We start from the raw sequence: 16299 nt of genomic DNA, 5'->3' as shown, positions 1-16299 counted from the left end.
TTTCAGGGGGTCCAGGCAGCGGCGATCTCATCGCGCCGCGCCACCCAGACCTGGTCACCCAGCCCCGCCAGGCGCGCCAGCACGCGCTCGAATGCCGGAAAGCGCGCCGGGCGGCCCACGATGCGCAGATGGTAGCCAATGTTGAGCAGGCGCGGCTTGCCGGCCGCCGCCTCGGCCAGCAGCACCTCCAGCGCGTCATCCACATATTCGACCATCTCCGTGGCCCGCACGAAGCCATTGGGGTGGAAGAACTTCATGTCATTCGTGTCGAGCGCATAGGGCAGCACCAGCAGGCCCGGATGATCGGGATCGGCGTAGGGGATGTCATCGTCAAAGGCGTTGGAGGCATAGGCGAAGCCGCGCTCGGCCAATAGGCCGCGCGTCCAGGCACTCTCGGAGCCGCGGCAGAAGAAGCCACGCGGCTTCGTGCCGCAGGCGCGCTCGATCACGGCGATGTTGCGGTCGAGGTCGCGTGCCTCCTCCTCGCGCGTCGCGTAGTCGGAATGCGGCCGCCAGAGCCAGCCATGCGCCGCCGCCTCATGCCCGCGCGCGGCGATTTCGGCGGCGAGGCTGGGCGCGCGTTCGACGGCGCGGCCGCACATCAGGAAGGTGGCGCGCTGCCCGTGCCGGTCCAGCGCATCCAGCATGCGCCAGAGGCCGGCGCGCATCCCATAGGCGAAGATCTGCTCCTGCCCCATGTCACGCGTGCCGGGGGCGACGACGCTCAGCACCTCGCCCATGCGTTCGGATTGCGGGTCACCATCACCGACCTGCTGCTCGGCGCCCTCCTCGAAATTCACGACGACGGAGACGGCCAGGCGCGCGCCGTTCGGCCAGCGGATATCCGGCCAGGTTCCGGCCGTGCCGATCAGATCGCGTGTCATGGGGAAGCTCCTGCGGGAGGGGGCAGCCAAGCATGGTGCAGGATCAGGGACAAACTGCCCTGAAGTTGCGCAGGCTCGGACGCCGCGCGGGCATCCGCCATGGCCAGGCCGCGCGGCACAAGTCTTGCTGCGTCTTTGGCCATGCTGGATGCCACGCCAATGGAATTGGGCCATCGCCTCGACATGGACGGCGTGCGGGTGCGCTACGGCCAGACGCTGGCGGTGCGCGATGTGACGCTGAGCGTGGCGCCGGGCGAAATCCTGGCGCTGCTCGGCCCCTCGGGCTGCGGCAAGACGACGCTGCTGCGCACGGTCGCGGGCTTCATCCAGGCCGAGGCGGGCCAGGTTCTGGTGGATGGCCGCGCGATTGACGGTCTGCCACCCGGCAAGCGCGGCGTGGGCATTGTGTTTCAATCCTATGCGCTGTTTCCGCACATGACCGCCGCGCAGAATGTGGCCTATGGGCTGGAAGCGCGCGGCATGCCCAAGGCCGAGATCATCCGCCGCGTGGAATCGGCACTGGCCGCCGTGCGGATGGAAAGCTTCGGCGCGCGGCGCCCGGCCGCCCTGTCGGGTGGTCAGCAACAGCGTGTGGCCCTGGCCCGCGCCCTGGCGATCGAGCCCGCCATCCTGCTGCTGGATGAGCCCTTCGCCGCGCTCGACCGTTCGCTGCGGCTGGATCTGCAACTGGAGATCAAGCGCATCCAGCGCCGCTTCGGCGTCACCTGCGTACTGGTCACGCATGACCAGGATGAGGCGATGAGCATGGCGGACCGCATGGCCGTGATGCGCTCTGGCGTGGTGGAGCAGGTCGGCCCGCCCACGGAACTTTACGACAACCCGGCCACCGCCTTCGTCGCCGGCTTCGTCGGCACCACCAACCGGCTGCACGGGCGGATCGAGGCGCGGGAGGGTGCGGGCTATGCCGTGCGGCTTGATGCCGGCGCCACGGTCCATGTGGAAAGCCCGCGCGGCTTCGCGCTGGCCGAGCGGGTGATGCTTTGCGCGCGGCCCGAGCAGCTCACCTTGCTGCCGGTCGAGGATACCCGGCCGGACGCTTTTCCTGCCCGGCTGCGGCTTTCCCTGCCGCTGGGCCCCGCCTTGATCCATGACCTGGAGGCAGGCTCGGCGGAGGTGAAGATCCAGCAGCCGCGCCATGGCGCGCCGCCACCACCTGGCCCCGTTCGCATCGCCATCCTGCCCGGCGCCACGCCGAGCCTGTTCCCTGAAGGAGATTCCGCATGAGCCTGATGATTGGTCGCCGCGTCCTGGGCCGAAGCCTGCTGGCTACCGGCCTTGCCCTGCCGGCCCTTGGTGCAAAAGCGCAGACGACGCAGATGACGGCTGCCGTCTATCCGGGCGGCTGGGATGAAGCGTTGCGCGCCGTACTCGCCCCCCGTCTGCTGGCGCGGCACAATGTCGGCGTCTCCTTCGATCCGCTCTTCGCCGTGGACCAGATCGCCAAGGCGCGGGCCGCGCGTGGCACGCCGCCCTTTGATGTCTTCGTGCTCGACCCCGGGCCGCGCGTCAGTGGCGTTGATCTTGGCCTGTTCGAAGCCTTCGATCCCGCGCGCCTGCCCAGCCGCGCCGTTCTGCCCGAAGGCTATGCCGATCCGGTAGGGGCTGCCGTCGCCGCCCAGGTGGTGGGCATCGCCTACAACCCGCAGAAGGTACCAAAGCCCGCCGGCTGGCGCGATCTGTTCCAGCCGCAATATGCCTCGAAGCTCGGCCTCACCGGCTTCGGCACCACCTTCGGCACGATCTCGCTGATCGAGATGGCCAAGGCTTTGGGCGGCTCCGAGACCAACATGGACCCGCTGTTTGCGGAACTCCGCCGCATCAAGCCCTCCGTCGCCGCCGTGGCCGCGCCGGCTGCCATGCCTGGCCTGTTCCAGCAGGGCCAGATCGATGTGATGTACACCAACACCTATACCGTCACGCTGCTGCGCTCACGCGGCGTGCCCATCGCCTTCGCCGTGCCGGAGAGCGGGGCGGCGGCCTTCGTCACCACTATGCACATCGCCAAGGGCAGCCGGAACATCGCGGCCGCCTACCAATACATCGACACCATGATCAGCACGCCGGTTCAGAGCGCGCTGGCGCTGGAGCCGTATTTCTTCGTTCCCGTGAACAAGGAGGTGACGCCGGGTGCCGATGTGCCGATGCGCTCGATCAGCGAGATCACGAATTTCGTGACGCATGACTGGGCGAAGATCAATCCGCTGCGCGCCGGCTGGATTTCGCGCTTCAACCGCGAGATGGCGGGGTGAACGGGGCGGGCGTCTGGCGGCTGGCCCTGCCGCTGGGCCTCGCCCAGTTGATGTTCTTCGCGGCCCCGCTGCTGATCCTGCTCAGCACGTCGCTCGCGACCGACGAGAACCTCAGCCAGTTCAGCCTGCGCGCCTGGCATGAGGTGTTGGGGGATTCCTTCCACATCCAGTCGGTGCTGAACACGCTGCGACTGGGTGCGCTGACGGTATTGGCCACCATGCTGCTGGCCGTACCGCTGGCGCTGGTGCACATGGCCGCTGGGCCGCGGTTGAAGCGGCTGATCCTGATCGTCGCTGTGTTGCCGCTGCTGACCTCGGTCGTGGTGCGCACCTTCTCCTGGATCGTGATCCTGGGGCGGGAAGGGGTGATCAACTCCACATTGATCGCCACGGGCCTCGCCACCGCGCCGGCCGCGCTGCTGCAAACCGAGCCGGGGCTGATCCTGGCCCTGACGCAGATCGAGATGCCGCTGATGCTGCTGCCGCTGATCGCGGCCACGGCGCGGATTGATCCGGCCCTGCTGGATGCCTCGACTTCGCTCGGTGCCTCGCTGTGGCGCACGCTGCGGCGCGTCGTGCTGCCATTGGCGCTGCCCGGGCTGATCGCGGGGGCGACGCTGGTCTTCGCGAGTGCCGCCACCGCCTTCATCTCGCAATCCGTGATTGGTGGCGGGCGGTTGAACTACCTGCCGGCGCTGGTCTGGCAGCAGGCGATGGTGGTGTTCGACTGGCCGTTGGCCGCCGCCATGGCGCTGACGCTCATGGGCTCGGTGCTGATGGTGGTAGGGGCCCTGAACCTGCTCGGGAGGAATGCGCGGCATGCCTAGGTTTTCAGGTGGGGGGCTCTCCGGGGGTGACCGGCTGCTGGCGCTGGCGATCCTGCTGCTGGCAATGATCGGCGTGCTGATCCTGATCGGGCCCGTGCTGATCGTCCTCATCACGTCTTTCACCACCTCCCAGGCGCTGAAATTCCCGCCGCCGGGGCTGACCTTCCGCTGGTATGAGGCGCTGTTCGATCCGGTGCGCTCGGCGCAGATTCACCGCGCGGCGGGGAATAGCCTGCTGGTGGCGACACTGACCGCGATCGTGGCGACCGCCTTGGCCACCGGGGCTGCGCTGGCCGTCGCGCGGACGCGTGCCACCTGGGCGCGCTTCGCCGAGGGCGCCTTCATGGCGCCGCTGGTGCTGCCGGGCATCGCCTTCGGGCTTGCCGCGCTCATGTTCTTCTCCTGGCTGCGGACCCCGCCTTCGCTCTGGCTGCTGGTGGCGGGGCATTCGATGATCGCGGCTCCCTTCGCGCTGCGTACCGTGGGCGCCAGTGCCGCCGGGCTTGATCCAGCCTTGCTGGAGAGCAGTGCCGCGCTGGGCGCATCGCCCTGGCGGACCTTCCGGCGCGTGGTGCTGCCCTTGATCCTGCCTGGGGTGGCGGCGGGCGCATTCCTCGCTTTCGTCTCCTCGCTCGACAATGTGCCGGTGTCGCTGTTCCTCTCCTCGGCGCATACGGACATGCTGCCGATCCGGCTTTGGGGGATGATGGAGACGGCGCTGGATGTGCGTGTCGCAGCCGCTTCAGGCGTGCTGGTGACAGCGGCTTTCGCGCTGTTGCTGGTGATGGATCGGGCGGTGGGTCTGACGCGACGGATGAGCGTTTAGCGGGGCTTGCTCGAAGCCCCGGAGGCGATCCTGGGCGCGCGTGATGGCTGGTGTGGTGCTTTCAAGGGGCCTCCGGCGGCTGGGGCCATTGGCCCCAGACCCCAGCAACATGTTTCAGCCCTGATGATACGCATGCCGGACCAGCACCAAGGAACGGGGTCTGGGGCCAACGGCCCCAGCCGCCGGAGGCCCAGAAAACTCAAACAGCGCTAAGCGCCAGCAGGCGCCGCATCCGCGCGCGCGAAGCGGATCGTCACGCGCAGGCCCTGGCCCGGAGAGGACGTCACCTTCAGCGTGGCCCCGGCATTCTGCCGCAGCGATTGCACAATCAGCGCGCCCAGGCGGCCCGAGGTGGGCCAGTGCGTATCGGCCGGCAGGCCCACTCCGTCATCGGCAACCACCACCTGGCAGCCTTCGGCGTCCACCAGGCTGTGCAGCGTGATGGTGCCGCCCTCTCGCCCCACGAAGGCGTGCTTCAGCGCATTGGTCAGCACCTCATTCACCACCAACCCCGTTGGCATCGCCACATTGATCGAGACCGGCCAGGTATCCACCTTGAGGTCAAGGCGGATGCCTTCCACGGCGTGGGCGCTCATCACGGCCGAGGCGATCTGGCTGAGATAGGTGCCCAGATCAATGCTGTCGCCGATCTCCTCCTCGGAGAGCGTGCGGTACAGCAAGGCCAGGGCGCTGACGCGGCCGGCCAGGCGGTCGAAGGATTCGCCCGCATCATCATAGGCCGCGTTGCGGCTCTCCAGCCGGATGAGGGAGGTGACGAGTTGGAGATTATTCTTCACGCGGTGCTGCAATTCCCGCAGCAGGATGTCCTTTTCGTTGAAGCGCTTCTGCATCGCTTCTGCATCGCTTTGCCGGGATGGATTTACCGCGGCCAGGGCCACCAGGCGAAAGATCGCGGCACCGGTTTCGTCCTGGATGACGTTGGACCATGCATCCACGGTAATGCCGCCTTCGGCCCCCTCCGCGCCCATCCTGAAGCTGCCGATGTGATCCTCGCCGGCGGGAATGGCATCACTCAGCTGGCGGTCATCGCCTTCAGCGCTGGCGATGGCCTTCAACTCGCTCCAGGAGTGATCCAGCAATTCAGCGGCTGGTTGGCCTGAAAGCCGCTCAAACTCCAGGTTGACGTAGGTGACGCGTTCCTTTGGCTGCAACTCCGCGACGGCGATCGCGAAGGGGATATGGTCCAGGAATTGCTTGAATCGGTCGCTATCCAGCGCCCCGGCGAGGTCCGGGCTGCCAAGCAGGTCGGTCAGCGGCTTTGGCACTTCGTCATTTGATGTCATCGAGGACCCTTGGGCGTGCTGCTCGCATCAGCATGCGCGCTGCCTTCGCGGGAAGCGAAACAATCTCACGGTCATACTCATGGCGGGGCAAGGCGGCAATCAGGCCTGATTGTGACCCAATGGGGCAAGCCGGGCGGCCGGGGCGATGCTGCTTGGGTGAGAACTGGCGGGGCGCAGTTCACTGGGAATGAACGGTCTCTGCGGTCGCAGGTTACGGCATGTTGGTGCGATGCCGCTGCAGACCGACTGCTCGAGTAGGCCAACATTCGCGGAAGCCTGCCTGACCTGGTACTGGGCGCCAGGCGTAGAACGCATTGCTCGTACGAAAATTCCTCCAGCCGTGACTGCGAGTGGCGAGCAAGCGGACGCCGCCCCGCGCGCTCTCGTCGCCCCAATCGCTAATCTCGCAGCCTATGCGCCAGCCGTCGTGACCGTCACGAACCATGACAACCCCAGCCGCTTGCTGGTTGCCGCGCACATACGGCCACGGGAAGAGCATGAACACCTCGGGCCGCAGATCACCATTGAGATCACGCATTGTATATAGTAGATGGCGCGACGGATCGAAATTGTAGGATCGGCCCGCATCCGTGTCCCGACCCTGGCGACTGCCGTCTAAATTCTCGGTCATCGCAACAGCCAGCCAGTGCTCTGTCTGCCGCAATGCGTGCAGGGCTTCACTTACCGCTGGAGGCATGCTCACCCATGGTAATCGCCGATCGGCGGGCTGTGCTGCGAGCGAAGAAGTCATCAGCAGACAGAGTGCGGTGGCTACCAGGCGCCTCATCGCCGCACGCTCTGGTAAGGCGCGTCTGCAAAAGCTCGTATTCGTCGTTCGATCTCGTTGAAGCTCGAGAGGTCGCCGCGTCCCCTCACAGAAGATGGTGGTGGTGAGTTTGCAGCCCGGTGGTCGAGATAGCGCCTGACAGCCCCAGCACCCTCGCGGTGAGCTGCGGCAGCGAGGCCGGACTCGGTGATCGTGACCGGACCACCGCTTAATCCTGGCATCTGCTGGCCGGCGAAGCGCAAGGCGCCGTTCGCCCTGAGCTGTTCTTCGTTCCGCCGCATGACGTCGTTCATTGCGGCTTCCTGGGCCGTGGGATTGGCCAGGAAATCGGCATCGCTATTCACGCCTACCGCACGCGCCCGGGGTGTCCAGGCCCCCGTTGCCGGGTCACGCCAACCAGCATCTACCAGGGGACGGCGGAGAAGCTGATATCGCCCGAGCGCACTGGAACCCGGCTGACCGCACATACCATATCCGAAATCACCGTCACTACGGCGAGTTTCCTCGGCGGCGATCTGCTGGCGCCAAGACTGGTTTGGCTGACCTTCCCAGGCGCGCGCCAGCGTCGCTGGCCGTCTGTCGGATGGCAAAGGACGCGGTGCCACACCATCCCGAGCAAGCACCACCGCGTCCTCTGGGGTGCCATCACCACAGTTCGGATTGCTGCGCTGATATCCGCTGACCTGTTCCGGATTGCCGTTTCGCGTGCGGCTGTAAGCGCCGACGGTCACGACACAATCAGCTTTGTCAGCGCGGGCTGCCATGTCCCGGCTGCCGCTAGCCGTTCGGTAGTCCCGCGCGAAGGCACGGAGCGCCTCGCGGCTCGGTACTGCGGAAGAAGAAAGGGCAGCCATGACAAACCATTCGACATTAGGACGTAAAGCCTAACTGATGTCTCGAGGCTCGTCAAGAACAAAGTGGCAACTGCTTGAGGATTGAGAACCGCGGGGAAAGCCCTGCCGCGAGACCCTAGGCCTACCCTTGTTGCCGTAGCGGATGGGTTGGAGCGGCACGTGATCCCCGGCAGCTTTGACCTTGCCGAAGATAGTGCCTTTGGGGCGCGGCGCGAACCGGGGCGAAAAGCGGCGTAGCGGAGCGAAATTGTGCGAACTGGCGGAGGAGGTGCGACCGGATACGAACGGTCTCAAGGCTGGAGCCTTGGAGAGCGCGGCGTTCACTCAGCACTTGCGCCGCAGCGGTCGGTCGCGCGAAACCGCCCCACCCCAACATTTCCTGTACTCGACATCTTGCTGTGGACCCCTAGCGAGCCCCCGGCTTGGATTTTTCGGTGTCCTTCCGCTTCGTGGCAGAAGGGTGGAGCGTATCAACCGGACCCGAATCCAGGTGCCCGAGAATACGCCTCAGTGCTGCGATGTTGTTTTCGTCTTCGGCGCTCTCGAACGCCTCCTGCAGCACCGCGCGGATGTCGTCGGCTCCGACCAGTTCCATCTCCCAATTCGGATACAGACGCGCGCGCTTCTCCACACTCCGGTCCAGCGTGACGATGTCGTGATGGCGCGGATCGCCATGAAGGCTCGCGATCAAGTTCTCTACTTGGGCGGGCGGCCCCTCGATCCATTGGAAGAAGACGCCGCTGCCGAAAACCAGCACCCCGGTGATATCGCGGGCGACATTGCGGCGCTGAGACCGCTCGATGATGCGGCCGACCTCGACGTCGTCGACGCCTTCGGCGGCACGACTGCAATATACGAAAGTCCCAAGAATGGGCGCGCCGTAGTCCGAGTCAGCGTCGCGTGGAAAACCGAATTCGTCGAACATGGGTCAGCTCGCTTTGTCTTTGCCGGGCAGGCCGTGGCATCCGGTGAGCCAGCGTAATGCTACCGCATCTTTCCGATTTGGGTAAGGAAGCACTGGAGTTCCATCCAGGTCCCGGCTTCACGCGAACGACCGCTTCGGCGCAAGTGCCGAATTGGCCTTTCAGGCAGCTGAACGGTCTTTCGCCCAGGTATACGATACCTTGAGCCCGTTGAGGTGGGTCCAAGGAAGCCACTTCTCTTTTTGCATCCGCCCCACAACTATCCCCGGCGCGACGCCGATTTCCTTGGCAAGCGCCGTCACTCGCGTAGCCGATACAACGCCTTCTTTTGCAAGCGCCTGCAGCTTGCGAGCCTGAGCCGGAGGCACGAGCCAATCTCTCGCAAAGGCATCAGCTTCGATTTCACTATTCGGATCTAGCGGCTCGACACCCTCGATGAACTGCATCCGCTTGCCGTGCAGCAGGATGTGAGCAGCCTCGTGAAAGAACGTGAACCAGAGATGGTCATTTGTGCGATAGCGGAGGCTCAGCATCAGCAAAGCCCTATCGGGCGCCAGCCAACGCGTCGCGCCACTCGCGGGACAGCCCTTTGGTGCTGGCGCGAAGACCACCGCGACACCGCAGGCAGCAGAGCGGCTGACCAATGCATCAACGAAGCGTTCGGGCGGTTCGGTCGTCAGCGCGCGAAACTCACCAAGAATAGCTCGAAAGCTCGCTTCGTTGAATGGCCGGCAGGCCAGCGCCTCTGCTGCCCGCTCCCCCTGCCGCAACCATGCGGCCACAGCCCCGACGGTCATGGATTGCGATTTGGCCGCACGAAACGCTGCAGCCGGCGTTGCGTAATGCTGTCGCCACGCATCGACAGACGCCACCCCAAAGAAGCGCAGGCACTCGGACAGTTGGTCCACCCGGTCCTTGACCTTCGGCACCCAACCGAAGCCGACCATGTCGCGCAGCGGCAACTCACCGAGCCACTCCGTCTGTGCCTTCCGTTCTTCACGAGCCCGAAGCGCTTCCTGGGCCGCGCGATACTGCGCCTCCCTCCGGAGCCAGAACCCTATGGTCGAACCGAGCACAGTAGCCAGACGCTCTGCTGCGTCCGGCGTCATGGCCGAACGGCCCTGGATAAGGTCGTTGACGTGCTTGCGCGTGAAGCCCAGTCGATCTGCCAGCTCAGCCTGCGTCCAACCGCGCTCGTCGAGGACATCGGCGATGGTCTCACCAGGAGGGGAGACCCAGTCCGGGGCGAAGGCGGTCTCAGTCATGGTAATCCCCAATAAACACGATCTCGATTGCAGTGACCCGTTTCCAATCAGCGCCGGTTGTCGACGCTTCCTGACGTGCCGCCCGGAAGACCAACCGCTGTCCACCAGCCAGGTCCAGCGCGAACTGACCCGTGCGGGACCCGCTCAGTGGATGCGGCCGGCCCACGACCAACTCAGCCACCGTATCGGCGGCCTGGAGATCCGCGAGGCGGGACCGAAGCTTTCGAGCGCTGTCAGCCCCGAGCGCCTTGGTGGCCTCGCGGGGGTCCGTACAGAGCTTAGCAAGCTTCTTCGAGGCAAAAGATATATCCACGAATCGGGAAATTCAAGATTGATGAACCCGTGGGGTGCATCATTTGATCCCACTTGGTCAAGATGTCGGTTCGCGCGCCGCGCCCCCTGGCCCGCCTCACCGGTCTACCTCATCCAGCGCTTCCACGGCCTCGTGGAGAAGGCGCCTGACCTCGGCAACCGGCCCGCCCCGCGATGACCGCTCCCGTCCCGTCACCCTGAGCACCGCGGCAAACACGGCGTCGGAGCATGCCATCAGCGGGATGAGGTGCTCACCACTCGGCCCTCGCTTTCCGCTGATCCATCCCTTTACCGCGCGTTCGCTCGCCCGCGTCCAGCGCATGATGTCCTTCGCGGAGCGACCCGTGGCCGCGATCTCGCCTCGCAGCGCATTGCCGATCTCGCGCGCGTAGCACTCTCGCGCCTCCTCTGCATTCTCGAAAAAGGGCAACTTGTTGCCCTTCGAGTGCAACTGATTGCCCTTTTTCGTCCGCACAGCCCGATTCGCTCCTGATATTGTTGGAGCGAAAGTCAAACGCGCTCGCCGATGCTGACGCGGTGGCACGACCGCGGCAGCGCGTGACGTTGCCACGGCGCGGCAAGGCCTGAGCTTGAGAGGATCTGATGTGGTTCAGCGATCGGATTTTGAGGGCGAAGCGGTAGTGGCGGCTGCCGTGCGCGCGGCCGAGTACGTTCGAATGTCGACTGACCATCAGCGCTATTCGACAGAGAACCAGGCGGACGCGATCCGCGACTACGCCAAGCAGCGCGGCCTCACCATCGTCCGCACCTATGCCGATCACGGGAAGAGCGGCCTCAGCATGGCCGGCCGTGATGCCCTTCAGCTGATGCTGGACGACGTCCGCGAAGGCCGTGCCGACTTCAGCACCATCCTGGTTTATGACGTCAGCCGCTGGGGTCGCTTCCAGGATGCCGACGAGAGTGCCTACTACGAGTATGTCTGCCGGCGCGCTGGCATCCGAGTGCAGTATTGCGCTGAGCAATTCGAGAATGACGGCAGCCCGATCTCGACCATCGTCAAGGGCGTCAAACGCGCCATGGCCGGTGAATACAGCCGCGAGCTTTCCACCAAGGTCTTCGCTGGCCAATGCCGCCTGATCGAGTTGGGCTTTCGCCAAGGAGGGCCGGCTGGGTACGGCCTGCGGCGCCGCCTTATCGACGGCGGCGGCCTGGCCAAGGGCGAACTGGCCCGAGGCGAGCAGAAGAGTATCCAGACCGATCGGGTGGTGTTGATGCCAGGCCCCATCGACGAGGTGGAAACGGTGCGCTGGGTCTACCGCACCTTTGTCGAAGAAGGCCGCCCCGAGCGCGACATCGCGGACACGCTGAATGCTCGGGGATCGCTGAGCGATCTGGGCCGCCCGTGGACGCGCGCCACCATTCACCAAATGCTGATCAACGAGAAATACACGGGCGACAATGTCTGGAACCGTGTCTCCTCCAAGCTGCATGGCAAGCGTGTGCGCAATGGCCCCGACATGTGGATTCGGCGCGAGAATGCGTTCGAGCCGCTGGTCGATCGGCTGGTCTTCGCCGCAGCACAGACGATCATCCGCGAGCGGTCGCATCGCCTCACTGACGATGCGATGCTGGAAGCACTGCGTCGCCTGCTGGCCAAGCACGGCTACCTCTCGGGCTTCATCATCGACGAAGCCGAGGATGGAGCGTCCAGCAGCGCCTATCAGTCGCGCTTTGGCGGCTTGCTCAGGGCCTACCAGCTTGTTGGCTTCAGTCCGGATCGCGATTTCCGCTACCTCGAGGTCAACCGGGCACTTCGCGCCATGCATCCCAACATCGTCGCCGCGGCGGTCGACGGCATTCGGCAGGCCGGCGGCGAGGTTGAGCAGGATCCCAAGACCGACCTCCTGACCATCAACGCCGAGTTCAATGCCTCGATCGTGCTGGCCCGCTGCCAGGTAACGGGAGCCGGCAGCCTACGTTGGCATATCCGGCTGGATGCTGGCCTCGCGCCCGATATCACCGTGGCCGTGCGCATGGCTGCGGGTAATGCCGACGTGCTCGACTACTACCTGCTGCCTCGCATCGATGTCAGCTTGGCCAAGCTGAAGCTCGGTGAACACAACGGGCTCGCTCTGGATGCCTACCGCTTTGAAAGCCTGGATGGCTTCTTTGATCTCACGGCCCGCAGCTCGATCCTGGATGCCGCTGCATGAGCGCGCCAGACACCACTATGGCGATCGTTTCCATCCCGATCGACTTGATCGATGTGGTCAATCCCAGGGCCCGGAACAGGCGCGTCTTCCAAGAGATGATGGATAGCATTGCCAAGGTCGGCCTCAAGCGGCCGATCACGGTGGCGCGCCGCGGGGAGCGGTATGACCTGGTGTGCGGCCAGGGCCGGCTCGAGGCCTTCCGGGAGCTGGGCCAATCTTCAATCCCGGCGGTGATCATCGAGGCTGAAAGTGAGGACTGCCTCGTCATGGGGTTGGTCGAAAATATCGCGCGCCGCCAGCATCAGTCGCTGGAGCTTTTTCATGATATCGGCGGCATGGAGCAGCGGGGCCACTCGGATGTCGATATCGCCCGCAAGACAGGTCTGAGCCTGGAATATGCCCGCGGTGTGCTGCGGCTGATCAACAAGGGTGAGACGCGGCTCCTCAAAGCGGTTGAGATTGGACAAATTCCGGTCAGTGTTGCTGTTGACATCGCAGAAGCCGAGGAGGCTGACACGCAACGCGTGCTGCAGGAGGCCTATGAGCGCAAGCTTCTGCGCGGGCACAGCCTGCTGGCCGCGAAGCGGCTGGTTGAGAACCGCCAGCGTCGTGGCAAAAAGGCGAAAACGCGTGATCGCACGTCGGCGCGCCCGATGTCCGTGGACGCCCTGCTGCGCACCTACCAGCAGGATGTCGACAAGAAGCGCGTGCTGGTGCGACGTGCTGAAGCCGCCCGCAGCAGATTGCTCTTCATCACCGAGGCATTGCGCGAGCTGTTCGCTGACGAGGGCTTCGTGAACCTGGCGCGCGCAGAGGCATTGCACACCTTGCCGCGCGGCATGGACGAGCGAATCCGTGGCGAAGCAAACAGATGAAGCCCGAACCTGCAAAGCCGGTCATGGCAGTGGCTTCGGCCTTCCATCGAACGGTGATTTCGCTGCGCTTCAGTGACATCGACGCGCTGCGTGAGGTCACGCCGAAGATCAAGCAGTCCACCAAATACGCACAGATCGCAGCATCGATCAGCGAGGTCGGTCTCATCGAGCCGCCGGTGGTGGCGCATCATCCGGCCATGCCTGGTCGCTATCTGCTGCTCGACGGTCACCTACGCATCGACATTTTGCGTAGCCAGGGCCGCGACAGCATCTCCTGCCTGCTGGCCACAGATGATGAGGCCTTCACATACAACAAGCGGATCAGTCGACTGGCGGCCATCCAGGAGCACCGGATGATTCTGAAGCTGGTCGAGAAGAAGGTCCCGGAATCCCGCATCGCGCGGTCCCTCAACATCGACGTCAACACGCTCCAGATCAAGAAGCGCATGCTGGTCGGCATCTGCCCGGAAGCAGTGGAATTTCTGAAGGACAAGCCTGTCAACGCGAAGGTGTTCGGCGTGCTGCGGAACATGCGGCCATTGCGGCAAATCGAGGTGGCGGAATTGATGGTGACGATGAACCGCTACACTGACGGGTATGCGCGGGCATTGTTGGCGGCCACACCGCAGACGCAGATTATTTCCGAGGCCAAGCCGAAGGCCACCAAGGGGCTGACTGAAGACCAGAAAATTCTGATGGAGCGCGAGTCGGCCCAACTCGACCGCGAGGTCAAGCTGGCTCATTCGGCCTATGGGGCAGACCATCTGATGCTGGTTGTCGCGCGCGGGTATCTCGCACGCCTGCTCGAAAATCCACGCATTGTTCGGTTTCTGACGCAGCAGCGACCGGAGTTCCTCACGGAGTTTCGCCGCATTGCGGAGATCGACACCATGGCAGCTTAGTCCGGCTCGGCCACGAAATTTGGATGGGGACCCGGACCCGAAAGCGCGGGGACCGCTGGAGACGCTGCACGAGGGGCAGATCGAGGGCGGTGGTGGGGATGGCGGCGAACCCGTCTGGAGCCCACCAGGCCGGCCGCCATAGGGCCGGCCAGACGTTGCCCGGCTTGCCGGGAAAAGAGGCGGAGGGGGCGCGCTGTCGCGCAGCGCGCTCCCTCCCTGTGTGGATGTCCATCGATGAAGGAAGTCACGGCACTCGTCGCTTCGCCACTGCCACCGACAGCGTCGCCGCCGCCAAATCGAACGTCGCCGCGGAGATGTTCCGCGCCATCACCCGCACCGTGTTGTTCGACCACACCGCCGCGTCAAGCTCGATGAACCGCGTCGACGACACCAGCGATGCCGTTGCCAGGTCGCCCGCCCGCGCCCCGTTCACCGTGACATCGAGCAGCGCGGTCGCCGCCGGCGCGAGGCTCGGCAGGTCCCAGGACACCTCCGCCGCGAACTCCCGCCGCCCTGAGCCGAAGAGCGCCCCCGTCAACAGCGGCGTGCCGTTCAGCACTGCCGGCGCGGCCTCCGGCAGCCCGTAGAGCCGCAGAGACTGCAAATCGATCGGTCCATCGAAGCCAATCACACCCACCTGCGCATAGGCCACCGCCGCGCCAACGCGAATGGTCTGCCGCCGATTGAAGTTCGCGTCGTCCATCGGCGCGCCGGCATTCCACCCCTTGGCCGGCCCGTTCCATTGCATGGTGGTGATGGAGGCCAGCACATCGCCCGCGATGTCCTCCCGCACGTTCCCTGCGCCATCGAACACGCGCACGAACAACCGCCCGCCCGAGGCGCCGCTCGTCAGCCAATGCGCCAGAGCGAATTCCTTCGCCTGGGAGGTATCCAGCATCCACCCCAGCCCACGGTTCGCCGCCAGCGTCACCGCGCGATCGGTCGGCGTCAGGTCGGTCAGCCCGTTGAAGCAGAAATCCGCCATGAAGGTCGCAGTGGTGGTGGAGGTGGCGATAGTGATCAGCCCCTCGACGCCCACCTCGGTCGCCGACTGCCGGAACGCCGCGGCGCGGGTGTTCGGCACGCCGGCGAGAAAGCGCTGGAACCGCGACGCCGGCGCGCGGTGCCGGTTGATTACCGCATTGCCGCAGCGGTTCGCTGTGGCCGTGTAGTCGATGCCGACCAGGTAGGTGTTGGTCCAGGCGATGTCGTATTCGCAATCCTGAGCCCCGGCGGTGTGTCGCGCCGCCAGCGGCGAGCAGGCCTCCATGCGCATATTGCGGGCGATGATGGCGCTGCCCGAGGTCTGGTTCAGGAAGGGGATGGCGATGTTGCTGCCGGCCTGGCGCAGTTCGAAGTTCGGCGCGTCAAAGACGTGGCGGTTGTGGTTGGTGTAGGCGCCGGCCTCATTCCCGAAGCGCACGCCGAAGCGGTCCTGCGTGGCATTCACCCCCGTCGCCTGGGCGAAGTGCCCACCGTAGTAGCGGATCGAAGTGTTCCAGGCGGTGGCAGTGGCGCACCAGATGTCGAGGCCGATGCGGTTGTTGACGATGCGGCCCAGCGTGAAGGTGCTGTCCTCCATGCCGCGGCCATCGCCCAGCGTGCGCATGCCGATGGTGAAGCCTTCCACCCGCCGCAACTCAATCTGGCTGGCATCGACGTTGCGCACGGTGATGCCGATATCGGCCTCGGAGGACCAGTCGGAGATCGTCTGCCGAATGACGTTCAGCCCGGTGTAGAGCTTCTCGGCGTTGCGGATGGTCCCGCCATCGCCCAGCACCAGCACGGAGGTGGGCGCGGTGCCGGTGTAGCGGATGGTGCCCTGCATGATCAGGCCGCGCGCCCCGCCCGGCAGCGTGACGGTGCCGGAGACGTTCCAGGTGCCTGGCGGGATCATGGCGAATTTCTGGTCCGCGCCTGCCCGATCAAAGGCCGCCTGGATGGCGGTGCGATCATCGGCCACGCCATCACCGAGCCCGCCGAAGTCATTGGGCAGCACCGCCTCGCGGTCGCGCAGGTACTTCGCGAAGTCGGTCTTGTTGAGGTTGGCGTTGAGGACCAGCAGGTCGTCGATGCGCGCCGGCATGGCGTTCTCC

At 65.2% G+C, this 16299-nt stretch carries 14 protein-coding genes; 7 read left to right on the top strand and 7 right to left on the bottom strand.

The genetic code is table 11. The features are described from left to right. Nucleotides 1-2: 2 nt before the first annotated feature. The gene (locus LHU95_RS12715; protein WP_248707334.1) at nucleotides 3-884 is read right to left on the bottom strand and encodes a polysaccharide deacetylase family protein; all 882 of its coding nucleotides are present in this window, start codon (nucleotides 882-884) and stop codon (nucleotides 3-5) included. A gap of 159 nt (nucleotides 885-1043) precedes the next feature. Here LHU95_RS12715 and LHU95_RS12710 point away from each other — a divergent pair, with 159 nt between their 5' ends. From LHU95_RS12710 to LHU95_RS12695, 4 genes are read left to right on the top strand one after another with little or no spacing between them, the layout of a single operon-like run. After that, nucleotides 1044-2129 (top strand): ABC transporter ATP-binding protein, encoded by a 1086-nt coding sequence (locus tag LHU95_RS12710; RefSeq protein ID WP_248707333.1) that lies wholly within the window; start codon nucleotides 1044-1046, stop codon nucleotides 2127-2129. Then, nucleotides 2126-3154 carry an extracellular solute-binding protein gene (locus LHU95_RS12705; RefSeq protein WP_248707332.1) on the top strand — a complete coding sequence of 343 codons (1029 nt, stop codon included), beginning with the start codon at nucleotides 2126-2128 and terminating at the stop codon, nucleotides 3152-3154. Before LHU95_RS12710 ends, LHU95_RS12705 begins: the two co-directional genes overlap by 4 nt. Further along, on the top strand, nucleotides 3151-3981 hold the full coding sequence (locus LHU95_RS12700; RefSeq protein WP_248707331.1) for an ABC transporter permease: 831 nt from the start codon (nucleotides 3151-3153) through the stop codon (nucleotides 3979-3981). Before LHU95_RS12705 ends, LHU95_RS12700 begins: the two co-directional genes overlap by 4 nt. Continuing rightward, nucleotides 3974-4807 carry an ABC transporter permease gene (locus LHU95_RS12695; RefSeq protein ID WP_248707330.1) on the top strand — a complete coding sequence of 278 codons (834 nt, stop codon included), beginning with the start codon at nucleotides 3974-3976 and terminating at the stop codon, nucleotides 4805-4807. The genes LHU95_RS12700 and LHU95_RS12695 overlap by 8 nt, the downstream gene beginning before the upstream one ends. Nucleotides 4808-5016: 209 nt before the next feature. Here the strand turns inward: LHU95_RS12695 and LHU95_RS12690 are convergent, their stop codons facing one another. The 5 genes from LHU95_RS12690 to LHU95_RS12670 all read right to left on the bottom strand — a co-directional run bounded on the left by LHU95_RS12690 (nucleotide 5017) and on the right by LHU95_RS12670 (nucleotide 10727). Continuing rightward, nucleotides 5017-6111, bottom strand: coding sequence for a histidine kinase dimerization/phosphoacceptor domain -containing protein (locus LHU95_RS12690; RefSeq protein WP_248707329.1), 1095 nt, complete (start codon nucleotides 6109-6111; stop codon nucleotides 5017-5019). A gap of 783 nt (nucleotides 6112-6894) precedes the next feature. Beyond that, on the bottom strand, nucleotides 6895-7629 hold the full coding sequence (locus LHU95_RS12685; protein WP_248707328.1) for a hypothetical protein: 735 nt from the start codon (nucleotides 7627-7629) through the stop codon (nucleotides 6895-6897). A 529-nt stretch (nucleotides 7630-8158) separates the two neighbouring features. Further along, entirely contained in the window at nucleotides 8159-8677 is a 519-nt protein-coding gene (locus tag LHU95_RS12680) for a BLUF domain-containing protein (protein WP_248707327.1), read from the bottom strand. Between the two features lie 159 nt (nucleotides 8678-8836). Continuing rightward, a complete protein-coding gene (locus LHU95_RS12675) occupies nucleotides 8837-9940 on the bottom strand; it encodes a helix-turn-helix domain-containing protein (protein WP_248707326.1) in 1104 nt (367 codons plus the stop codon). Between the two features lie 409 nt (nucleotides 9941-10349). Then, nucleotides 10350-10727, bottom strand: a complete 378-nt coding sequence (locus tag LHU95_RS12670) for a hypothetical protein (protein WP_248707325.1) — start codon at nucleotides 10725-10727, stop codon at nucleotides 10350-10352. 166 nt (nucleotides 10728-10893) lie between these two features. Between LHU95_RS12670 and LHU95_RS12665 the strand changes: the two genes are divergently transcribed. Genes LHU95_RS12665 through LHU95_RS12655 form a run of 3 tightly spaced genes read left to right on the top strand, consistent with a single transcriptional unit; the run spans nucleotide 10894 to nucleotide 14203 of the window. Next, nucleotides 10894-12426, top strand: coding sequence for a recombinase family protein (locus LHU95_RS12665; protein WP_283094305.1), 1533 nt, complete (start codon nucleotides 10894-10896; stop codon nucleotides 12424-12426). Continuing rightward, nucleotides 12423-13301 (top strand): plasmid partitioning protein RepB C-terminal domain-containing protein, encoded by an 879-nt coding sequence (locus tag LHU95_RS12660; RefSeq protein ID WP_248707324.1) that lies wholly within the window; start codon nucleotides 12423-12425, stop codon nucleotides 13299-13301. Before LHU95_RS12665 ends, LHU95_RS12660 begins: the two co-directional genes overlap by 4 nt. Further along, nucleotides 13298-14203 (top strand): plasmid partitioning protein RepB C-terminal domain-containing protein, encoded by a 906-nt coding sequence (locus LHU95_RS12655; protein ID WP_248707323.1) that lies wholly within the window; start codon nucleotides 13298-13300, stop codon nucleotides 14201-14203. Before LHU95_RS12660 ends, LHU95_RS12655 begins: the two co-directional genes overlap by 4 nt. Nucleotides 14204-14447: 244 nt before the next feature. Here LHU95_RS12655 and LHU95_RS12650 read toward each other — a convergent pair whose 3' ends face one another. Continuing rightward, nucleotides 14448-16289, bottom strand: coding sequence for a glycoside hydrolase family 55 protein (locus LHU95_RS12650; RefSeq protein ID WP_248707322.1), 1842 nt, complete (start codon nucleotides 16287-16289; stop codon nucleotides 14448-14450). Nucleotides 16290-16299: the final 10 nt, after the last annotated feature.

It is taken from the genome of Sediminicoccus sp. KRV36, assembly GCF_023243115.1.
Taxonomy (GTDB): domain Bacteria; phylum Pseudomonadota; class Alphaproteobacteria; order Acetobacterales; family Acetobacteraceae; genus Roseococcus.
The sequence above is the reverse complement of the archived record's forward strand: the minus strand, read 5'-3'. Positions and strand labels throughout refer to the sequence as shown.